This is a genomic window from Halomonas sp. H5 (genome assembly GCF_050613175.1).
Lineage (GTDB): Bacteria > Pseudomonadota > Gammaproteobacteria > Pseudomonadales > Halomonadaceae > Bisbaumannia > Bisbaumannia salifodinae.
On sequence record NZ_CP192510.1, the window covers coordinates 3682948 to 3704416 of the forward strand.

14 protein-coding genes are annotated in these 21469 nt (G+C 66.8%); 4 read left to right on the forward strand and 10 right to left on the reverse strand.

Annotated features, from left to right (window positions below; translation table 11 throughout):
* Positions 1 to 64: 64 nt before the first annotated feature.
* The 8 genes from gltB to pilM all read right to left on the reverse strand — a co-directional run bounded on the left by gltB (position 65) and on the right by pilM (position 11555).
* Positions 65 to 4516, reverse strand: coding sequence for a glutamate synthase large subunit (gltB, locus tag ACQ1W9_RS17000; protein ID WP_431024411.1), 4452 nt, complete (start codon positions 4514 to 4516; stop codon positions 65 to 67).
* Positions 4517 to 4954: 438 nt separating this feature from the next.
* Positions 4955 to 6061, reverse strand: coding sequence for a 3-dehydroquinate synthase (aroB, locus tag ACQ1W9_RS17005; RefSeq protein ID WP_431024412.1), 1107 nt, complete (start codon positions 6059 to 6061; stop codon positions 4955 to 4957).
* 34 nt (positions 6062 to 6095) lie between these two features.
* Positions 6096 to 6641, reverse strand: coding sequence for a shikimate kinase AroK (aroK, locus tag ACQ1W9_RS17010; protein WP_431024413.1), 546 nt, complete (start codon positions 6639 to 6641; stop codon positions 6096 to 6098).
* The gene (gene pilQ / locus ACQ1W9_RS17015) at positions 6641 to 8722 is read right to left on the reverse strand and encodes a type IV pilus secretin PilQ (protein ID WP_431024414.1); all 2082 of its coding nucleotides are present in this window, start codon (positions 8720 to 8722) and stop codon (positions 6641 to 6643) included. Before pilQ ends, aroK begins: the two co-directional genes overlap by 1 nt.
* 43 nt (positions 8723 to 8765) lie before the next feature.
* Positions 8766 to 9311, reverse strand: a complete 546-nt coding sequence (locus ACQ1W9_RS17020) for a pilus assembly protein PilP (RefSeq protein WP_431024415.1) — start codon at positions 9309 to 9311, stop codon at positions 8766 to 8768.
* Entirely contained in the window at positions 9308 to 9931 is a 624-nt protein-coding gene (locus ACQ1W9_RS17025; protein ID WP_431024416.1) for a type 4a pilus biogenesis protein PilO, read from the reverse strand. The genes ACQ1W9_RS17020 and ACQ1W9_RS17025 overlap by 4 nt, the downstream gene beginning before the upstream one ends.
* Positions 9928 to 10497: a PilN domain-containing protein gene (locus ACQ1W9_RS17030; protein WP_431024417.1), complete on the reverse strand. Its 570-nt coding sequence runs from the start codon at positions 10495 to 10497 to the stop codon at positions 9928 to 9930. Before ACQ1W9_RS17030 ends, ACQ1W9_RS17025 begins: the two co-directional genes overlap by 4 nt.
* A complete protein-coding gene (gene pilM, locus ACQ1W9_RS17035) occupies positions 10494 to 11555 on the reverse strand; it encodes a type IV pilus assembly protein PilM (RefSeq protein WP_431024418.1) in 1062 nt (353 codons plus the stop codon). The genes ACQ1W9_RS17030 and pilM overlap by 4 nt, the downstream gene beginning before the upstream one ends.
* Positions 11556 to 11806: 251 nt before the next feature.
* Between pilM and ACQ1W9_RS17040 the strand changes: the two genes are divergently transcribed.
* Positions 11807 to 14332 carry a penicillin-binding protein 1A gene (locus tag ACQ1W9_RS17040; protein WP_431024419.1) on the forward strand — a complete coding sequence of 842 codons (2526 nt, stop codon included), beginning with the start codon at positions 11807 to 11809 and terminating at the stop codon, positions 14330 to 14332.
* Positions 14333 to 14464: 132 nt separating this feature from the next.
* Here ACQ1W9_RS17040 and ACQ1W9_RS17045 read toward each other — a convergent pair whose 3' ends face one another.
* Positions 14465 to 15733 (reverse strand): malic enzyme-like NAD(P)-binding protein, encoded by a 1269-nt coding sequence (locus ACQ1W9_RS17045; protein ID WP_431024420.1) that lies wholly within the window; start codon positions 15731 to 15733, stop codon positions 14465 to 14467.
* Between the two features lie 274 nt (positions 15734 to 16007).
* On the reverse strand, positions 16008 to 16220 hold the full coding sequence (gene rpmE, locus ACQ1W9_RS17050) for a 50S ribosomal protein L31 (protein WP_146803601.1): 213 nt from the start codon (positions 16218 to 16220) through the stop codon (positions 16008 to 16010).
* A 156-nt stretch (positions 16221 to 16376) separates the two neighbouring features.
* Between rpmE and ACQ1W9_RS17055 the strand changes: the two genes are divergently transcribed.
* The 3 genes from ACQ1W9_RS17055 (at position 16377) to argS (ending at position 21450) form a co-directional block, all read left to right on the forward strand.
* Positions 16377 to 18608 (forward strand): primosomal protein N', encoded by a 2232-nt coding sequence (locus ACQ1W9_RS17055; RefSeq protein WP_431024421.1) that lies wholly within the window; start codon positions 16377 to 16379, stop codon positions 18606 to 18608.
* A gap of 91 nt (positions 18609 to 18699) precedes the next feature.
* Positions 18700 to 19248, forward strand: a complete 549-nt coding sequence (locus ACQ1W9_RS17060; protein ID WP_431024422.1) for a YaeQ family protein — start codon at positions 18700 to 18702, stop codon at positions 19246 to 19248.
* A 516-nt stretch (positions 19249 to 19764) separates the two neighbouring features.
* The gene (argS, locus tag ACQ1W9_RS17065) at positions 19765 to 21450 is read left to right on the forward strand and encodes an arginine--tRNA ligase (RefSeq protein WP_431024423.1); all 1686 of its coding nucleotides are present in this window, start codon (positions 19765 to 19767) and stop codon (positions 21448 to 21450) included.
* Positions 21451 to 21469: the final 19 nt, after the last annotated feature.

A 21469-nucleotide genomic window follows, 5' to 3' on the forward strand; every position in this document is an offset into this window, starting at 1 on the left:
GGGCCTTGCCCTGGGCCGGCGCCGGTCACTGATTCCGGCCGCTTATTCCGGCCGGCGCCGGCCCTTATTCCGGCTGACGCCGGGACTGGGCAAGCAGGCTGCCCAGGCTCGCGGCCTTGGGCTTCACCAGCCAGAAGTGACGGACGAAGTCGCTGAAGTCCTCGAGGATCGCCTTGCCGCGCTCGGAGCCGGTCTCGGCCACGTACTCCTCGATGATCTCCCGCAGATGGCGCCGATAGGCCTCCATGGCCTCGGTATTGACCCGGTGGATCTCCACCAGCTCGTGGTTGTACTTGTCGACGAAGGTGCGATCCTCGTCGAGCACATAGGCGAAGCCGCCGGTCATGCCCGCGCCGAAGTTGACGCCGGTCTCGCCCAGCACGGCCACCAGGCCGCCGGTCATGTACTCGCAGCAGTGATCGCCGGCCCCCTCGATCACCGCGGTGGCCCCGGAGTTACGCACCGCGAAACGCTCGCCGGCGGTGCCGGCGGCGAACAGCTTGCCGCCGGTGGCGCCATACAGGCAGGTGTTGCCGATGATCGCCGTCTGGTGGCTCTCGAAGCGGCTGGCCCGGGGCGGCACGATGACGATCTGGCCGCCGTTCATGCCCTTGCCGACGTAGTCGTTGGCGTCACCCTCCAGGTAGAGGTGCAGGCCACGGGCGTTCCATACCCCGAAGCTCTGGCCCGCCACGCCCTCGAAGCGCACCTTGATGGGTGCCTCCTCCAGGCCCGCCTCGCCGTAGCGCTTGGCGATAGCCCCGGAGGCCGCCGCCGGCACCGAGCGGTCGCAGTTGGTGATGGCGAAGCGGAACTCGCCGCCGGACTTCTCGTCGATGGCCTGCTTCAGGGCCGCCAGCACCTCCTGGTTCTTGGCGCCCGGGTCGTGGGGCACGTTGCGCTCCACGGCACAGAACTGGGGCGCCTCCGCCGGCACGAAGTCGTTGGCCAGCAGCGGCGTCAGGTCCAGCTTGCGCTGAGAGGCGGTCTCGCCCTCCAGCACCTCCAGCAGGTCGGTGCGACCGATCAGGTCGGTGAGCTGACGCACGCCCAGCAGGGCCATCAGCTCGCGCACCTCCTCGGCGATAAAGCGGAAGTAGTGCTTGACCATGTCGACGGTACCGCGGAAGTGCTCGTCGCGCAGGTATTGATGCTGGGTGGCGACACCGGTGGCGCAGTTGTTGAGGTGACAGATACGCAGGTACTTGCAGCCCAGCGCCACCATGGGCGCGGTGCCGAAGCCGAAGCTCTCGGCGCCGAGGATCGCCGCCTTGACCACGTCGAGGCCGGTCTTCAGGCCGCCGTCGGTCTGCAGGCGAATCTTGTCGCGCAGGCCATTGATGCGCAGCGCCTGGTGCACCTCCGGCAGGCCCAACTCCCAGGGGGAGCCGGCGTGCTTGATGGAGGTGATGGGGCTGGCCGCGGTGCCGCCGTCATAGCCGGAGACGGTGATCAGGTCGGCGTAGGCCTTGGCCACCCCGGTGGCGATGGTGCCGATGCCCGGCTCGGAGACCAGCTTCACCGAGACCTGGGCGTCCGGGTTGACCTGCTTGAGGTCGAAGATCAGCTGTGCCAGGTCCTCGATGGAGTAGATATCGTGGTGCGGCGGCGGCGAGATCAGGGTCACACCGGGCACCGCGTAACGCAGCCGGGCGATCAGGTCGTTGACCTTGCCGCCGGGCAGCTGGCCGCCCTCGCCGGGCTTGGCGCCCTGGGCCACCTTGATCTGCAGCACCTCGGCGTTGACCAGGTAGGCCGGTGTCACGCCGAAACGCCCGGAGGCGATCTGCTTGATCTTGGAGGAGCGGATGGTGCCGTAGCGGGCCGGATCCTCGCCGCCCTCACCGGAGTTGGAACGCCCACCGGACTCGTTCATGGCCTGGGCCAGGGCCTCGTGGGCCTCCGGCGACAGGGCGCCCAGGGACATGCCGGCGCTGTCGAAGCGCGGGATCAGGTTCTCCACCGGCTCCACTTCTTCCAGGGACAGCGGCTCGGCGGCGGGCTTGAGCCTAAGCAGGTCGCGGACGGTGGCCACCGGCCGCTCGTTGACCAACTGGGCGAATTTCTTCCACTTCCGGTAGTCGCCCTGCTGCACCGCTTCCTGCAGGGTCTTGACCACGTCCGGGTTATAGGCGTGGTACTCCTTGCCGTGGACATACTTGACCAGGCCACCCTGGGAGATGCCCTTGCGGGGAATCCAGGCGTCCCGGGCCAGCAGCTCCTGCTGCAGCTGCAGCTCGGCGAAGCCGGTGCCCTGGATGCGCGAGGCCATGCCCGGGAAGCACAGCGCCATCACCTCCTCGTCGAGGCCCACCGCCTCGAAGAGCATGGAGCCGCGGTAGGAGGCCAGCGTCGAGATGCCCATCTTGGAGAGGATCTTGTAGAGCCCCTTCTGCATGCCCTTGCGGTAGTTCTCCCGGGCGTCCGCCGGGTTGCCGACCAGCTCGCCGGAGCGATGCATGTCGGCCATCACCTGATAGGCCAGCCACGGATAGACCGCGGTGGCGCCGACGCCGAAGAGCACCGCCATCTGGTGGGCATCGCGGGCATAGCCGGTCTCTACCACCAGGTTGACCCGCGGGCGCAGCGCCAGCTTGCCCAGGTGATGGTGCACGGCGCCCACCGCCAGGGCGGCGTGGATCGGCAACTCGCCCTTGGGCAGGTCGGCATCGGAGAGCACCAGGATCACCTTGGCGCTGCGCGCCGCCTCCTCGGCCTGCTGGCAGAGCGCCAGCAGCGCCTGCTTGAGGCCCTGTTGCTCGGGATCATAGCCCAGCGTGAGGGTGTGGCTGGCGAAGGCCGGATCCTCGTGGTTGACCAGGGTGGTGAACTTGCGCGGCGAGAGGATCGGCGTGGTCAGGATCAGTCGGTGGGCATGCTCCGGAGTCGCCTCGAAGACATTGAGCTCGGCGCCGATGCAGCTCTCCAGGGACATCACGATCGCTTCCCGCAGCGGATCGATGGGCGGGTTGGTGACCTGGGCGAACTTCTGCCGGAAGTAGTCGCTGAGCAGGCGATTGTGGCGCGACAGTACCGCCATGGGGGTATCGTCACCCATGGAGCCCACCGCCTCCTGGCCGCTCTCGGCCAGGGGACGCAGCACCTGGTCGCGTTCCTCGAAGGTGACCTGGAACATCTTCTGCCAGACGTTGAGTTCCTCGGCCTCCAGGGGCTGGAAGCGGGCCAGCTCGGTGAGGGCGGACTCCAGGTAGTGGGCGCGCTCCTTGAGCCAGCGCTTGTAGGGATAGGCGGACTTGAGCCGCTCGTCCACGTCGACGGTATGCAGCACCTGGCCGGTCTCGGTGTCGATACCCAGCACCTGGCCGGGGCCGACGCGCCCCTTGGCCACCACGTCCTCGGGAGCATAGTCGTAGGTGCCGATCTCCGAGGCCAGGGTGATATAGCCGTTCCTGGTGATCACCCAGCGGGCCGGACGCAGGCCGTTGCGATCCAGCATGCAGACGGCGTTGCGGCCGTCGGTCATCACCATGCCGGCGGGACCGTCCCAGGGCTCCATATGCATGGAGTTGTACTCGTAGAAGGCGCGCAGGGCGCCATCCATGGTCTCCACGTTCTGCCAGGCCGGCGGCACCATCATGCGGATGGCGCTGTAGATATCCATGCCGCCGGTCATCAGCACCTCCAGCATGTTGTCCATGCTGGAGGAGTCGGAGCCGGTGGTGTTGACGATCTCGTCGAGCTCGGCGATCTCCGGCAGCAGCGGCGAGACGAAGTTCTCCTTGCGCGAGTTGGCCCAGCCACGGTTGGCCTCGATGGTGTTGATCTCGCCGTTATGGGCCAGGAAGCGGAACGGCTGGGCCAGCGGCCAGCGCGGCGCGGTGTTGGTGGAGAAGCGCTGGTGGAAGACGCAGATGGAGGTGGTCAGGCGCGGGTCGCCCAGGTCGCGATAGAAGGTGGGCAGGTCCACCGGCATCATCAGGCCCTTGTAGGAGACCACCTTGGCGGAGAGGGAGCAGACATAGAACTCCTCCTCGTCGCGCAGGGCCTCCTCGGCGCGGCGCCGGGCCATAAACAGATCCACGCCCAACTGGGCATCGAGGCGCTCATCGGCGGCCTCGACGAAGACCTGGCGGATCCGCGGCAGGCACTCCAGGGCCATGGGACCACAGACACTGGGATCGGTGGGCACCTCGCGCCAGCCATGCACCACCAGGCCACGGGCCTCGAGCTCGGCGCTCAGCACCTGCCTGGCATGGGCCTCGCGTTCATCGTCGTCGGGCAGGAAGATGGCGCCCACGGCGAAGCGGTCACCCAGGTCGACCCCCAGGGTCTCCCGGGCCACCTCGCGCATGAAACTCTCGGGCATCTTGAGCAGCAGGCCGCAGCCGTCGCCGGTCTTGCCGTCGGCGGCAATGCCGCCGCGGTGGGTCATGCAGGTCAGGGACTCGATGGCGGTCTTGAGCAGGTCATGGCTGGCCTCGCCTTCCATATGGGCGATCAGGCCGAAGCCGCAGTTATCGCGGAATTCGCCGGGCTGATGGAGACCTCGGTTCATGGGCGTGTCCCTCAAGCTAGATGTCTTTTATTCCCAGGCAAACCATGATATATTTATCGGTTTTTCTTATTTTAAGAAGGGTGATACCGGGCGCCTGGGGAGTAGAAAAAAGGCTGTCCAGCATAGCCAGACACCTCTCCTCGCGCAATTCCCCGGCCGACAGGCGCCACAAAAAATCTCAACAAATCGCTAGCTTAGCCACCACCAACGAATAAAAAACTTGCCAGTTCAATGACTTGACCCTGACTTCTCGAAAGCCTCGATCATAATAGACTTTAGTCTAATAACCCCACCCCCACCCCATACCGATTGCGCATAAGGCATACGAATTAACGAATGGCAGGAACAACCTCTTCCGCTCAAATACCAAAGAAAAAGCGGCGACCATCGAAAAATGGTCGCCGCTTTTCCTGAAAAATTCTTATTTTTCGAAAGATATTACTGCCTCGGGAAATCCATCAGCAGCGCCCGCAGCAGCTCCGCCGGCGTCTCGTCATACACGCAGGCCTCCCCCACCCCCCGCAGCAGGATCAGCCGCAATCGGGCATCGATATTCTTCTTGTCGAGACGCATGGGCACCAGGAAGGCCTCCTCGTCCATGGCCGCCGGCGCCGCCAGCGGTAGACCCGCCGCCTCGATCACCGCCGCCACACGCTCGACGTCCTCCCGGGAGAGCCAGCCCAGCCGCGCGGAGAGCTCGGCGGCCATCAGCATGCCGGTGCCCACCGCCTCGCCATGCAGCCAGGCGCCATACCCCTGATGGGCCTCGATGCCATGGCCGAAGGTGTGGCCCAGGTTGAGCAGGGCACGCACTCCCTGCTCGGTCTCGTCGGCGGCCACCACCTCGGCCTTGATGGCGCAGCTGCGCAGGATCGCCTCGCGCAGGACCGCCTCATCGAGCCCGCGTAGCGCCTCCATGCGCGCCTCCAGCCAGGCCAGGAAGTCCGCATCACGGATCAGGCCATACTTGATCACCTCCGCCAGGCCGGCCGAGAGCTCCCGGGCCGGCAGGCTGGCCAGGCTGGCGGTATCGATCAGCACGGCGCGGGGCTGCCAGAAGGCGCCGATCATGTTCTTGCCGCGGGGATGGTTGACCCCGGTCTTGCCTCCCACCGAGGAGTCGACCTGGGAAAGCAATGTCGTGGGTACCTGAATAAAGGCGACGCCGCGCTGGTAGCAGGCGGCGGCATAACCGGTCATGTCGCCGATCACCCCACCACCCAGGGCCACCAGGGTGCAGCGGCGATTGAAACCGGCCTCCAGCAGCGCATCCCAGATACGCTCCACGCTCGACAGCGTCTTGGTGTGCTCGCCATCCGGCAGGATCACTTCGCGCACCTCGAGGCCCTCCGGCAGGCCGGCCCTGAAGGCCGCCAGATAGAGGGGCGCCACCGTCTCGTTGGTGACGATCATCACCTGGCGCCCCGCCAGGTAGGGGGCCAGCCACCGGGGATCCCCCAGTAGGCCGGCACCGACATGAATAGGGTAACTGCGCTCGCCGAGGTCGACGTTAAGGGTACTGACGGAAGAGGCGACTTGGCTCATGGAAAGGAATAACCGAAGAGGGTTGACGGAGGCATCAGGCCTTGCAGGATTGCAGGGGATCCACCAGCTTGGTGACCCGGCGCACGATTTCGCTGGCCACGGCCTTGGGGCCGCGACGATCGGTGCGCACGATCAGATCCGCCGTGGCCCGGTAGAGAGGATCCCGCACGGCGAAGAGCTCCCGCAGCACCTGGCCGGGATCCTTGGACTGGAGCAGCGGGCGATTGCGATCCTTGGCGGTACGCCTGAGCTGCTGCTCCACCGTGGTATAGAGGTAGATGACGGTACCCCGCTCGCGCAGGGCGCGACGATTGGCCTCGCGAATCACCGCGCCGCCGCCGGTGGCCATGACGATCCCGGAACGCCGGGTCAGGTCATCGATGGCCTGGACCTCGCGCTCGCGAAACCCGGCCTCGCCCTCGACATCGAAGATCCAGGGAATATCGGCGCCGCAGCGCGCCTGGATCTCATGGTCGCTGTCGTAGAAGTCGCGGCACAGCTCGGCCGCCAGGAGGCGGCCGATGGTGCTTTTGCCGGCCCCCATGGGGCCGATAAGAAAGAGATTGGGTAAGTCCTGCATCAGCGAAGTGCCAGCCCATCCTCGAGGATCGTGGGTGTGATGAATATCAACAACTCTACCTTTTCATTGCTCTCTTGGGTATAGCGGAAGAGATTGCCGATCACCGGGATATCCGACAACAGCGGCGTCTCGAACAGGCTGCGGATCTGCTCGGTGGTCAGGATCCCCCCCAGTACCACCGTCTCGCCATTGTTGACCAGCACCTGGGTCTGGATCTCGTTGCGATCGATGGGCGGCTCGCTGCCGACGAAGGTATCCCGGAAACTGTCGTTGGTGATCAGCAGATCCATGACGATGCGGTTGTCCGGGGTGATCTGCGGGGTTACCTCCAGGGAGAGTACCGCCTCCTTGAAGTCGGTCTCGGTACCGCTGTCGCTGACCGTCTGGAAGGCCCGCTCCTCGCCCTGCTTGATCACCGCGGTACGCTGATTGGCGGTGATCACCCGGGGCTGGGAGATGGTCTGGCTGCGCCCCTCGCTCTCCAGGGCGCGCAGCTCCAGGTCGATCAGGATATCCCCGGAGAGATAGCCGAAGGCGAAGGAGGTCAGCGGATCGCGATCGCCGCCCAGATCCACCGCCAGGCCATCGCGATCCCGGTAGACCAGCTCGCCCTCGACCGGATCGAAGAAGGTCTGGCCGGGACTGGTGGCGGCACCATCCAGGTCGATATTGCTGCCCCCGGGGCGCGACATCCCCCAGTTGACCCCCAGCTCCCGGCTGGCGCTGTCCCGGGCGATCACGATCCGCGCCTCGATCTGCACCTGGCGCACCGCCACGTCCAGTTGCTCGATGGTGTCGAGGATCTGCTCGAGCTGCTCGGCGGTATCCTGGACCAGCAGGGTATTGGTACGCACATCGACGCTGACCCGGCCACGCTCGGTGAGCAGGCCGAAGCCCTCCTCGCCGCCGCGCAGCAAGCCGGCCAACTCGTCGGCCTGGGCGTAATTGATCTGCACATAGCGAGTCACCAGCGGCGCCAGCACCTCCATCTGCTCCCGCGCCTCGATCTCCTGACGCTCGATATTGGCCAGCTCCGCCGCCGGGGCCACCACGATCACGTTACCCTCCTGACGGCTGGCCAGGCCGTGACTCTTGAGCACCAGGTCCAGGGCCTGATCCCAGGGCACGTCCTGCAGGTTAAGGGTCACCCGGCCGGTGACGCTATCGCTGGCGACGATATTCAGCCCAGTGAAGTCGGCGATAATGGAGAGCACCGAACGCACCTCGATATCCTGGAAGTTCAGGGTGATACGCTCGCCGCTGAAGCTGCGCTGCTCGGGGCGCGCCACCTGCTGCGACGCCGGCGCCTGCACCGGCTGGGCCTCGATGATCAGCTCCCGCCCGCTATGGGTGGAGAACATGGCGAAGTCCTCGTTGGCCTGCAGCTCCAGGGTCACCCCCTCGCTGCCGGGGCGCGGCACGATGCGGCTCAGCGGCGTGGCGAAATCGGTGACGTCGAGCACCTGATCCAGGGAGGCGGGTAGGCGCACGCCGCGCAGCTCGGCGAGGATGCGGTTGTCGCTGGCCTCGCGCACCCGGCTGGCGATTCCCGAGCGATCGAAGGTCACGATCAGGCGCCCGGCCCCATCGGCGCCGCGGCGGAAATCGATATCCTCGATGCGCGGCTCCTGGGCAACCGTCGAGGTCGCCGCGGGCGTCGTCGGCGATGAGGCGGCGACCACCGACGACGAGGACGCCCCCCCGGCGCCGCCGATGGCCAGGATCAGCCGATCCCCCTCCTGACGGGTGGAGTAGGGCAACTCCTCGTCCAGGGTAAAGACCAGCCGGGTCCGCGACCCGGCCTGCAGGGTGGTGACCTGGTCCACGCCGCCCAGGTTCAGAGACTGGCGTGGGCGCTCCACCAGGCTGCCGGTCTCCATCAGGTCGATGGTCAGCCGCGGCGGCTCGTCGAGCCGGTAGCCGCGCACCTCCGGCACCCCGCCCTGGAAGTGCAGCTCTACCTCGACCCCTTCATCCGCCTGGCGGAAATCCAGGCTCGTCAGGGTCGAGGCCGCCCACGCCGAGGCACTTCCCAGCAGCGACAGGCAGAGTATTGCCAGACAGCGTGTGATGGTTTGCATGATCCCTTCCCCTTGCCCTTGTTGTGTTGCACGCCGCGCCGCATCAGCCACGCTGACGCCCCTCCCCGTTCAACGATAGGCTACGCACTCGCTCGATCCAGCCGCCGCGTCCATTGGGCACCACCTCCACCAGTTGCACGCTGGCCTCGGTGATGCTGACGATACGCCCGAAATCGGTACCCAGATAATTGCCGCTGCGCAGCCGGTGCACCTCCCCATCCGGCGCCCGCACCAGGGCCGAGGGCCGCCCTCCCACCGACAGCGTGCCAACCAGCGCCAGTCGATCGAGGGGGTACTGCTCCAGCGGCTCCCGCGGCCTGGCCAGATCGGGGGCCAGGTCCGTGGAGCCCCCGGCCAGCGCCTCTTCCGGCTCCGGCAGCCGCGCCATGAAAGGGCTACGTCGATCGGCCTGATCATAGGAGATGGCGACATAGCCCGGGGTGTCGGGCAATGGAGAAAGCTCCATCGCCCCGGGATTGGCACGAACCTCCGCCAACTGTCGATCGAGGCCGGCGATATCCGGATCGCTGCAACCCGCCAGGGCGGCCAACAGCAGCAGGCCGCCGCCACGCGCAAGGAGCGAATTCATGGGCTCTCCTCCCCGCTGTCATGGCGATAGCTGTAGGTCTTGGCCAGCAGCGAGAGGCGCAGGCGGTTGCCCCCCTCCGCCGGCGCCAGGGTGAAGTCGTGCTGGGTGACGATGCGCGGCAGCCCCGCCACCCCGGAGAGGAAGGAGGCGATGCGGTGATAGTCGCCCTCCACCTGGATATCGAAGGGCTGCTCCACGTAGTACTCCTGGGACACCGGTGGGCGCAGGCGAATGGCATCGATCAGCAGTTGGTTCTCGATGGCGGTCTCGCTGATATTGTCGATCAGCGAGGGGATCTCGGCGCCGCTGGGCAGCATCTCCAGCAGCGTACCCAGCCGCGCATCCAGGGCCGCACTGCGCTCACGCATGGCGGGCAGGTTGGCGGCCTGGGCCGCCTTGCTGCGGTAGTCGCGCAGCAGGTTCTGCTCCTCGCGCTCGGCCCCGGCCAGCTCCTCCGCCTTGGGCGAGGCCAGGTACCAGTGCATCCCGGCAAAGGTCAGTCCCAGCACCAGCAGGCAGCAGATCAGCTGCAATGACCAGGGCCAGCCCCCCGCCTCGCGCAGATCCAGTTCGCGCCAGTCCAGCTCCTTGAGCCGGCGCCACTCTCCCGACAGGCTCATGACTCATCCTCCTCGGCCAGCGGCTGGCCCGGCATGCGTTGCGGCACGTTGAGGCTGAAGCGCCGCCGGTCCTGCCCCTGATCAGACTCCACCTCGGAGAGGTTGGGCACGGCGAAGGCCGGCGCCGCCCCCAGGGCCCGCAGTTGATCGGAGACCTGGCGATTGTTCTCGGCCAGGCCGGTGAGGCTGAGCAGCTCGCCCTGGCGGGTCAGCTGGGTATAGTGCACCCCCTCCTCGAGGCTCTCGGTGAGCTGATTGAACACATGCACGGTCTGGGGGCGTCCCTCCTGGAGGCGCTGAAAGACGGCGATCTGGGCCTCGAGTCGCTCGATCTGGGCCTCATACTCGCGGATCGAGCGAATATCCCGATCCAACTGCGCCGACTGGTCGGTGATATGGGCATTGCGCTGCTGCTGGACATCCAGGGCTTGCTGATAGTAGAGCGTCATGCCGGCACCACCGGCCAGCCCCACCACCGCCATGGCCACCAGGGCCAGATGAAAGCGCTTGCTATGGCGCTCCCGGCGCTGCTCTCGCCAGGGCAGCAGATTGATCTCGATCGTCATGGGCGCGACCTCATCGCCAGACCGCAAGCCGTGAGCATGGCGGGCGCGTCACTGGCCAGGGTGTGGATATCGATTCGCGAGTTGACCTTCATGCGCAGGAAGGGGTTGGCGACCACTACCTCCATCCCGCTGTCGGCCGCCAGGCGCTCCTGCAGGCCAGGAATGACACAGGAGCCACCCGCCAGCACCAGACGCTTGACCTCCTCCCGGCGTCCGGCGGTGTAATACAGCTGCAGGGAGCGCCCCACCTGCTGCACCAGGGTCTCGACGAAGGGCTCCAGCACGCTGTGCCGATAGTCCTCGGGCAGGCCGCCCCGCTTCTTGGCCAGCCCCGCCTCCTCGACGCTCAACCCATAGCGATTGACGATCTCGTCGGTGAGCTGGCGCCCGCCGAAGACGGTATCGCGGCTATAGGTGATGCGCCCCTCGCGCAGCACATGGAAGGCATTCATGGTGGCCCCGACATCCACCAGCGCCACGCTGCCGCTGCTGCCTTCCTCTCGGGGCAACTGATGGCACACCTCGGTAAAGGCCCGCTCCATGGCGAAGGCCTCCACATCCACCGCCGCCGGCGTCAACCCCGCCTGAAGCAGCGCCTCGGTGAGCTGGCTGACATCCTGCTGACGGCAGGCAACCAGCAGCACCTCCTGCTGATCGGCATAGCGGGCATGGGTGCCCAGGCGCTGGAAGTCGAAGGCCACCTCACTGAACGGGAAGGGAATATGCTTGTCTGACTCGATCTGGATACGCGCCTCGATCTCGTCATCATTGAGCGAGGCGGGCAGGGAGAGGGGCTTGGTAATCGCCGCGCTGGCCGGCACCGCCGCACTGGTGAGCCGGGTGGTCGGACGCGCCAGCTCGACGGCACGCTGCAGTGCCTCGACCACCGCCGACATATTGCGGATGCGGCGCTCGACCACGGCTCCTTCGCGCAGCGGGCAGACCGCATAGCTTTCCACCCGGAAGCCCCCCTGTGCCGCCTTGAGCTCGATCAACTTGACGGTGGCCGAGGTGATATCGACACCGATCAGTCCCTTGGCTTGTCTGCTAAGTTGCACCTGGGTCGCCCCCTGCTCGTGCCATGCGTTCCCGTTGCGACATAACGCCGACGGTCTTGTTGTCGTCCGGCGCCCTCCGGCTGCGTAATTTCAGGTTACATCCATTTTCGTTTCATCACACAATAGCATGATCCTTACCTCTTCAACGCTGGTGACCCCCCGCCTCGGCCCATATAATGGCTACCCTCAAGGATAGCCCCGCCTTATCGCCGCACCGCCAACGCTTATCACGCGCTTATCACGGGTATCTCATGAAGTTTTTCAAACGCCTTATCGCCTCTCTCGTGTGGCTGACGCTCTCCCTGGCCGCCGCCGGCCTGCTGGCCGTGGCCGGCGCCGCCCTCTATTTCGCCCCCGGCCTGCCCGATGTCCGCCAGCTCCAGGACTTCGAGCTCCAGGCGCCGTTGCGCATCTTCACCCGTGACGGCAAGCTGATCGGCGAGTTCGGCGAGGAGCGACGCATCGCCGTCGACTACGCCGAGATTCCCGAACCGCTGATCCAGGCCCTGCTGGCCGCCGAGGATGCCAGCTTCTTCGAGCACCCCGGCGTCGACCCCCGCGGCCTGGCCCGCGCCGCCCTGGAGCTGGCCTCCAGCGGCGGCGACATCCAGTCGGGGGGCTCCACCATCACCATGCAGGTGGCGCGTAACTACCTGCTGACCCTGGATCGCACCTTCACCCGCAAGATCCGCGAGATCCTGCTGGCCCTGCAGATGGAGCAGGTGCTGACCAAGGAGGAGATCCTCGAGCTCTACGTCAACAAGATCTTCCTGGGGCATCGCGCCTACGGCATCGCCGCCGCCGCCGAGACCTACTACGATCGCCCCCTGAATGAGCTGAGCCTGGCCGAAATGGCGATGATCGCCGGCCTGCCCAAGGCGCCCTCCGCCTTCAACCCCCTGGCCAACCCGGAACGCTCGCTGATCCGCCGCAACTGGATCCTCTACCGCATGCGCGAGCTGGGATATATCGACCGGCCCGCCTACGAGGAGGCCGTGGCCGCGCCCATCACCGCCCGCCGCTTCGCCACTCAGGTCGAGGTGGAGGCCGACTACATGGCCGAGATGGCGCGTCAGTTCGCCGTGGATCGCTATGGCGACGAGGCCTATACCGGCGGCTATCGCATCACCACTACCCTGGACAGCGAACTCCAGCCCATTGCCCGGGATGCCCTGAGCCGCGGCCTGATCGACTATGACACCCGCCATGGCTGGCGCGGCCCCGAGGAGACCGAGATTCCCGCCAGCCTGGTGGAGGCCCAGGAACGCACCGAGCGCCGCGGCCTGGAAGAGGAACTCGACGAGTCCCCCGAGGTACTGGAAACGGCCCGCCGCGCCGCGGCCAGTAGCCAGACCGTGGTGGAAGGCATCGACGGCGACGTCAGCAACTGGCTCAATGTGCTCGAGCGCACTCCCCGTTTCGGCCCCCTGTATCCGGCCATCGTGGTCTCCGCCGAGGGGCGCGAGATGCGGGTGCTGAGCCGCGGCGGCGAGCTGCTGACCCTGGACTGGGAAGGCCTGCGCTGGGCGCGTCGCTACCGCACCGCCCAGTGGCGCGAAGGCGAACCGAGCTCCGCCGCCGAGATCGCCGAGCCGGGCTCCCTGGTGCGCATCCTGCAGCGCGAGGACGGCAGTTGGCGCCTCTCCCAACGCCCCGATGCCGAAGGCTCCATCGTGGTAATGGACCCCGACAGCGGGGCCATCCTGGCCCTGCAGGGCGGCTTCAGCTTCTCCGCCAGCAAGTTCAACCGCGCCACCCAGGCCCAGCGCCAGTCAGGCTCCATCTTCAAGCCCTTCATCTATCTGGCGGCCCTGGAGGCGGGCGAGATCACCACGGCATCGGTGATCAATGACGCCCCGGTGGTCATGCCGGATGCCGGCACCACCTGGCGGCCGGTCAACTCCAGCGGCGACTTCCGCGGCCCCATGCGGGTGCGTAACGCCCTGGCCCTGTCCCGCAACCTGGTCACCATCCGCGTGCTGCAGCGCCTGGGGCTCGACAACGCCATCGATTTCCTGGCGCGTTTCGGTTTCGACGAGTCTCGCCTGCCCCACGGCCTCTCCCTGGCCCTGGGCAGCGCCAGCCTGACGCCGCTGGAGATGACCCACGCCTATGCCACCCTGGCCAATGGCGGCCATGGCATCAGCCCCTGGTTTATCGAGCGGGTCACCCGTGGCGCCGATGAGGAACTGGTGGATGAGGCCAGTCCCCGGGTGGCCTGCCACGACTGCCTGCCCGGCACCCAGGAGGTGGAGATCGACGGTCGCCGTTACCCGGTAGCGCCCCGGGTCGTCGACGCCTCTTCCGCCTACCTGGTCACCGATATGCTGCGCGACGTGATCGAGGCCGGCACCGGTCGCGCCGCCCTGGAGCTGGGGCGCGGCGATATCGTCGGCAAGACCGGCACCACCAACGACCAGCGCGATGCCTGGTTCGCCGGCTATAACGCCGACCTGGCGGTCTCGGTCTGGATCGGCAAGGACAATAACGAGACCACCGGCGAGTATGGCGGTCGTGCCGCCCTGCCGGTGTGGATCGACTTTATGGGCCAGGCCCTCGAGGGACGCCCGGAGGCGAGACTGTCACGCCCCGCCGAGGTGGTCAGCGCCCGCATCGACCCGGAGTCCGGCCGACGCCTGCGCGATGGCCAATCCGGCGGGATCAGCGAGCTCTTCCAGGCCGACCACCTGCCCGAGTTCGAGCCCTATAATGTGGGCCGCGATCTGGAGCAGCACAGCGGCTCCCAGGGTAGCGGTTCCTTCGAGTCGATCTTCTGACCCCTTCGCCCGGCGAACCGCCGGGCATGAGCTCATAACCACGACAAGGCCCGCATCCTGTGATGCGGGCCTTGTCGTGGTACGGACGGAAAAACGCCGGCCACGAGGCCGGCGCTTCGATGAGGTCGCGACTTAGTTGCCGTAGACGTCCTCGATACGGGTCAGCGGATAGTGGGCCGGGTAGGGCTTGCGCGCCACGCCGGAGTCCACCGCCGCCTGGGCTACCGCCGCGGAGACGCGATCCAGCAGGCGGGCATCCATCGGCTTGGGAATAATGTACTCGGGACCGAAGCTCATCTCGTCCACTTCGTAGGCGGCCTTGACCTCAGCCGGCACCGGCTCGCGGGCCAGGTCCTTGATGGCATGCACCGCGGCGACCTTCATCTCTTCGTTGATGGCGGTGGCACGCACGTCCAGGGCGCCGCGGAAGATGAAGGGGAAGCCCAGGACATTGTTGACCTGGTTGGGAAAGTCGGAACGACCGGTGGCCATGATGACGTCATTCCGGGCGGCCAGGGCCACCTCCGGATGGATCTCCGGATCCGGGTTGGAGCAGGCGAAGACCACCGGGTTGGCGGCCATCTTCTTGAGCTGTTCGGCGGAGAGCAGGTTGGGGCCGGAGAGGCCGACGAACACATCGGCACCCTCGATGGCATCATCCAGGGTGCGACGCTCGGTCTCAGTGGCGAACATCGCCTTGTACTGATTGAGGTCGTCACGACCGCTATGGATCACGCCCTTGCGATCCAGCATAAAGATGTTCTCGGCCCTGGCGCCGCAGGAAACCAGCAGCTTCATGCAGGCGATGGCCGCGGCACCGGCACCCAGGCAGACGATACGCGCCTCGTCGATCTTCTTGCCGGCGATATCCAGGGCATTGATCATGCCCGCCGCGGTGACGATGGCGGTGCCGTGCTGATCATCATGGAACACCGGGATATTGCAGCGCTCGATCAGGGCGCGCTCGATCTCGAAGCACTCCGGCGCCTTGATGTCTTCCAGGTTGATGCCACCCCAGGTATCGGCGATACGTGCCACGGTATCGATAAAGGCCTGCGGGCTCTCGGCATTGACCTCGATATCCACGGAATTGATGCCGGCGAAGCACTTGAACAGCACGCCCTTGCCTTCCATGACCGGCTTGCTGGCCAGCGGCCCCAGGTTACCGAGGCCGAGGATGGCGGAGCCATCGGAGATCACCGCCACCAGATTGCCCTTGCCGGTGTAGCGGTAGGCATTTTCCGGGTCCTTGGCGATCTCGCGGCAGGGCTCGGCGACCCCCGGGCTATAGGCCAAAGCCAGATCCTTGGCGGTCTCGGTGGGCTTGGTCAGCTCCACGGAGAGCTTGCCGGGGATCGGCTGTGAGTGATAGTCCAGTGCCGCTTGTCTCGGGTCAGTCATGGGTGTTGTCCAGTCGTAGCAGAGTACATAGGTGTCGCGCCAGAATATAGAAAAACGTCCAAGCCCACAACTTATGCCAAGTTACTGTCATTCAAGGCTTTTAGTCGCTTGTTTGAAGGAATTTCCAAATATTTAGCCGAACTTATGACTAACAACTCAGGCATAACAAAGAGCTTATTACAGCCCCAAGTCCTTGGCAGGAGACATAAAAAAACCCGCCCGGCGAGGCCGGGCGGGTCTTCCGCTATCGCGCTGGGGCGATAGCGAGCGGCGTTTAGCGACGAATCGCGGCACCGAAACGCTTGTTGAAGCGCTCGACGCGGCCACCGGTGGTCGCCTGCTTCTGCTTGCCGGTGTAGAAGGGGTGGCACTGGGAGCAGACGTCCAGGGACATCTCCTGATTGGAGGTGGTGCCGATTTCGAAGGTGGCGCCGCAGGAGCAGGAGACGCTGACCTTCTTGTATTCGGGATGGATACCTTGTTTCATCGTGAAGCCTCATGGAGCGGTATGCCGCCACCTGATCTCTTGCCAGGCACCGCATACGGGTTTTGGGTGCGTTAAGATGACGCCGCGCCCACCGGTAACCATGACGCATGGCGCCATGAAGGCGCGCATTCTAGCAGAGACGATGCCGGAGGCCAATTGCCCAGTCCCTCGCCCACGACGATCCTCGGGGTCGCCGTCCCCTCCCCGCTGCGCCGCCTGTTCGACTACCGCGCCATCGCCCCACCACCGGGGGGCTGGCGACCGGGGCTGCGGGTACGGGTGCCCTTCGGGCGCCGCGAGGTGGTGGGCATCGTCATCGAGTGCCGCGACCATAGCGAGGTGCCGGCGACCAGCCTCAAGCCAATCGCCGGCTGGCTCGACGACACGCCGCTGCCGGAAGACTGGCTATGGCTGTGCCGCTTCACCGCCCGCTACTACCAGCATAGCCTGGGCGACACCCTGACTCACGCCCTGCCCGGCCTGTTGCGCCAGGGGCGCCCCCTGGAGGCCCGTACCCGGGAGACCTGGCGCCTGACCCCCGACGGCCAGTCCCTCCCGGCGGAGGCCCTGGCCCGGGCGCCCCGCCAGGCCGCCCTGCTGACCATGCTGCGCCAGCACCCCCGAGGGCTCGCCACCCCTGCCATCGGCGCCCAGGGCTTTACCCGGGCGCAGCTTCAGGCGCTCGCCGCCAAGGGGCTGATCCGTGCCGACCTGGAGCCGTTGATCGAGGCCCCCCTGCCCAGCGCCGACCGCCTGCTGGCGGAGCCGGCACTGACCCTCAACGGCGAGCAGGCCCAGGTCCTCGGCAGGCTCCACGAGGGCCTGGATCGCTTCTCTCCCAGCCTGCTGCACGGCGTGACCGGCAGCGGCAAGACCGAGGTCTACCTGCAACTGATCGAGGCGGTGGTGGCCCGCGGCCGCCAGGCCCTGGTACTGGTGCCGGAGATCGGCCTGACCCCCCAGACCCTGGCCCGCTTTCGCAAGCGCTTCCGCGTGCCGGTGGTGGCCCTGCATTCGGGACTCGCCGACGGCGAGCGCCTGGACGCCTGGCTGGCGGCACTCCAGGGCCGCGCGCCCATCGTTATCGGCACCCGCTCGGCGATCTTCACTCCCCTGGCGCACCCCGGCGTGATCATCGTCGACGAGGAGCACGACGGTTCCCTCAAGCAGCAGGATGGCCTGCGCTATCATGCCCGGGACCTGGCGGTGGCCCGGGCCCATCATCACCACATCCCGGTGCTGCTGGGCAGCGCCACCCCTTCTTTGGAGAGCCTGGCCCAGGCCCGCTCGGGGCGCTACCAGCACCTGCGCCTGACCCGTCGCGCCAGCCGCCATGCCCCGGCCCGGCTGGAGCTGATCGACACCCGTGGCCGCCCCCGCCGCGGCGGCCTGATTCCGCCGGTGATCGAGGCAGTTCGCCAGACCCTGGCGGCGCGGCATCAGGTGCTGGTCTTCATCAATCGTCGCGGCTTCGCCCCCACCCTGGCCTGCGAAGCCTGTGGCTGGCTGGCCGAGTGCCGCCACTGCGATGCCCGCCTCACCCTGCACCGCCAACCCCACCAACTGGTTTGTCACCACTGCGACCACCAGCAGCCGCTGCCGGATGCCTGCCCCCAGTGCGGCAGCGCCGACCTGCGCCCCCTGGGCACCGGCACCGAACGCAGCGAGGAGAGCCTGGCCGGCCTCTTCCCCGAGGTCCCCATCTACCGCATCGACCGGGACAGCACCCGCCGCAAGGAGGCCTTCGAGACCCTGCTGAACGAGGTGCGACGAGGCGATCCGGCGATCCTGGTGGGCACCCAGATGCTGGCCAAGGGCCACCACCTGCCCCATGTCACCCTGGTGGTGGTGGTCAATGCCGATGCCGGCCTCTATGCCAGCGATTTCCGCGCCATGGAGCAGAGCGCCCAATTGCTGGAGCAGGTGGCCGGGCGCGCCGGGCGCGCCGAACACCCCGGACGGGTGCTGGTGCAGACCCAGCATAGCGACGACCCCCAGCTCGGTTTGCTGGCCTCCCAAGGCTATGACGCCCTGGCCGAGCAACTCCTGGCCGAGCGCCGCGCCGCCGCCCTGCCCCCCTATCGCTTCCTGGCCCTGCTGCGCCTGGAGGCGCCCCGGGAGGAGGCCGTCCAGACCCTGGCCGGGCAGGCCGCCGAGGCCCTGCGCGCCTGGCTCGCCGACCAGGCCCCGGAGGTGCACTGCCTGGGCCCGGTACCGGCCCCCATGGAGCGCCGCCAGGGACGCTACCATATGCAGCTGATGCTCAGCGCCGAGCGCCGCAGTCGCCTGCATGAGGCCGGCGCCTGGCTGATCGGCTGGCTGGAGCAGTGCCGCGAGGCGCGCCGGGTGCGCTGGTCCCTGGATATCGACCCCCAGACGCTCAGTTAAGGCGGCCCCTTTCGATCCCTCTCTTTTGATCCCCGCCATAGCGGGTTACATTGGCGCCCTCTTTTTATTACCGATACTGGCGAGACAGCCCATGGCCCTCAAGTCCACCATCTGCAAGGCCCAGATCCAGTTGGCCGATATGGATCGTCACCACTACGACGACCTCTCCCTGACCCTGGCCCAGCACCCCTCGGAGACCGACCAGCGACTGATGGTGCGCCTGCTGGCCTATGCCCTGAATGCCGGCGAAGGCCTCGCCTTCACCCGCGGGTTGAGCACCGACGACGAACCGGAACTGTGGCGCAAGGACCTGACCGGCGCCATCGAGCTGTGGATCGAGCTGGGCCTGCCCGACGAGGATCGCCTGCGCAAGGCCTGTCAGCGCTCGCGCCAGGTGATCCTCTACGCCTACGGCGAGGAGGGCGCCGTGCGCCCCTGGTGGGAGAAGCTTCAGCACCGCCTGAGCCGCTTCGACAACCTGGCCGTCTGGCGCCTGCCGGCGGAACAGAGCCGCGAACTGGCCGAGCTGGCGGATCGCTCCATCAGCCTGCAGTGCAATATTCAGGAGGGCCAGGTGATGCTCAGCGATAGCCAGCGCACCGTGATCCTCGACCCCGAGCCCCTGCTGGGCGTCGAATAATCGCCTCCCTCTGAGGCCCGGGGCTACCCTGGGGGCAGGCTTCGCAAGGCGCGGTGAACCCGTCCCTGGGCGCTACATTTGCCTTCCCTGGCAAATGACCCTTGCTTAGCTCTGCCCCCAGCGCCCCTCAGCAACGACAACTGCGATAGCCTTCTATCGGGCCGGCGAGGCTTTAAAGCCGCGGCTCAGTTGCCGGTGCCAATATGAGAGGGCGTCTAAAGACCGGCCAGGCTTTAAAGCCGCGGCTCAGTTGCCGGTGCCAATATGAGAGGGCGTCTAAAGACCGGCCAGGCTTTAAAGCCGCGGCTCAGTTGCCGGTGCCAATATGAGAGGGCGTCTAAAGACCGGCCAGGCTTTAAAGCCGCGGCCCAGTTGCCGGTGCCAATATGAGAGGGCGTCTAAAGACCGGCCAGGCTTTAAAGCCGCGGCCCAATTGTCGATAATGGGCGTCTTTGCCACGCTTTCACCCGCCCCGGCCGCTATCCTGCGGCGGGGGACACAGGACATGCCGACCCCATGAAAGAGACCATTATCGCGCTGCTCGACGAGGCGCTCGCCAACCTCAAGCAGCAGGGCGTGCTGCCCGCGGAGACGTCCCCCACCATCAAGGTCGACCCCACCAAGGACAAGGCCCACGGCGACTACGCCACCAACCTGGCGCTGATGCTGGCCAAGCCGGCGGGCAAGAAGCCCCGCGACTTGGCCGAGGCCCTGGTGGCCGCCCTGCCCGAGAGCCCCGCGGTGAGCAAGACCGAGATCGCCGGCCCCGGCTTTATCAACTTCTTCGCCGCCACCGACGCCGTGGCCCAGGTGGTCGCCCAGGTGCTGGAGAGCGGCGACGCCTATGGCCGCAGCCTCGCCGGCCAGGGCCAGAAGGTGCAGGTGGAGTTCGTCTCCGCCAACCCCACCGGCCCCCTGCATGTGGGCCATGGCCGCGGCGCCGCCATCGGCGACTCCCTGTGCCGCCTGCTGGAAGCCGTGGGCTATGACGTGACCCGCGAGTTCTACTATAACGACGCCGGCGCCCAGATCAGCAACCTGGCCCGCTCCGTGCAGGCCCGTACCAAGGGCCTCGGCCCCGAGGACGCCGGCTGGCCGGAGGACGGCTACCGGGGCGGCTATATCCAGGACGTGGCCAACAGCTACCTGGCCGGCGAGACGGTCCACGCCGACGACCGCCATGTCACCGCCAAGGGCGACCCGGATGACCTCGACGCCATCCGCGAATTCGCCGTGGCCTACCTGCGCCGCGAGCAGGATCTCGATCTCAAGGCCTTCGGCGTCGAGTTCGACGTCTATTTCCTGGAGTCCTCCCTCTACGAGGAGGGCAAGGTCGAGGCCACCGTGGAACGGCTGATCGACAAGGGCCATACCTACGAAGAGGATGGCGCCCTGTGGCTGCGCACCACCGACTTCGGCGACGACAAGGACCGGGTGATGCGCAAGCAGGATGGCGGCTACACCTACTTCCTGCCGGACGTGGCCTACCACCTGGACAAGTGGCAGCGCGGCTTTACCCAGGTGATCAACGAACAGGGCGCCGACCACCACTCCACCGTGACCCGGGTGCGTGCCGGCCTGCAGGCCCTGGATGCCGGCATCCCCCAGGGCTGGCCCGACTATGTGCTGCACCAGATGGTGCTGGTGACCCGCTCCGGGGTCGAGGTCAAGCTCTCCAAGCGCGCCGGCAGCTATGTGACCCTGCGCGACCTGATCGACGAGGTGGGCCGCGACGCCACCCGCTACTTCCTGGCCGCGCGCCGGGCCGACTCCCAGCTCACCTTCGATATCGACCTGGCCCGCTCCCAGTCCAACGACAACCCGGTCTACTACGTGCAGTACGCCCACGCCCGGGTATGCAGCGTACTGCGCCGTATCGAGAGCGAGGGGCAGGCCTTCGATCATGGCCTGGCCATGGCCAACCTGGCCTCCCTCACCGAGGACCAGGAGAAGGCGCTGATGAACCGCCTGGCCCGCTATCCCGAGGTGGTGACCCACGCCGCTGCCTCGCGGGAACCCCAGCAGGTGGCCCAGTACCTCCAGGACCTGGCGGCGGATTTCCACACCTGCTACAACGCGGTCAAGGTGATGGTGGAGGACGACGCCCAGCGCAATGCGCGCCTGGCGCTGGGCCTGGCCACCCGCCAGGTGATCCGCAACGGCCTCGACCTGCTGGGCGTCGGCGCCCCCGAAGAGATGTAATGAATATCAGGTTCTCGAC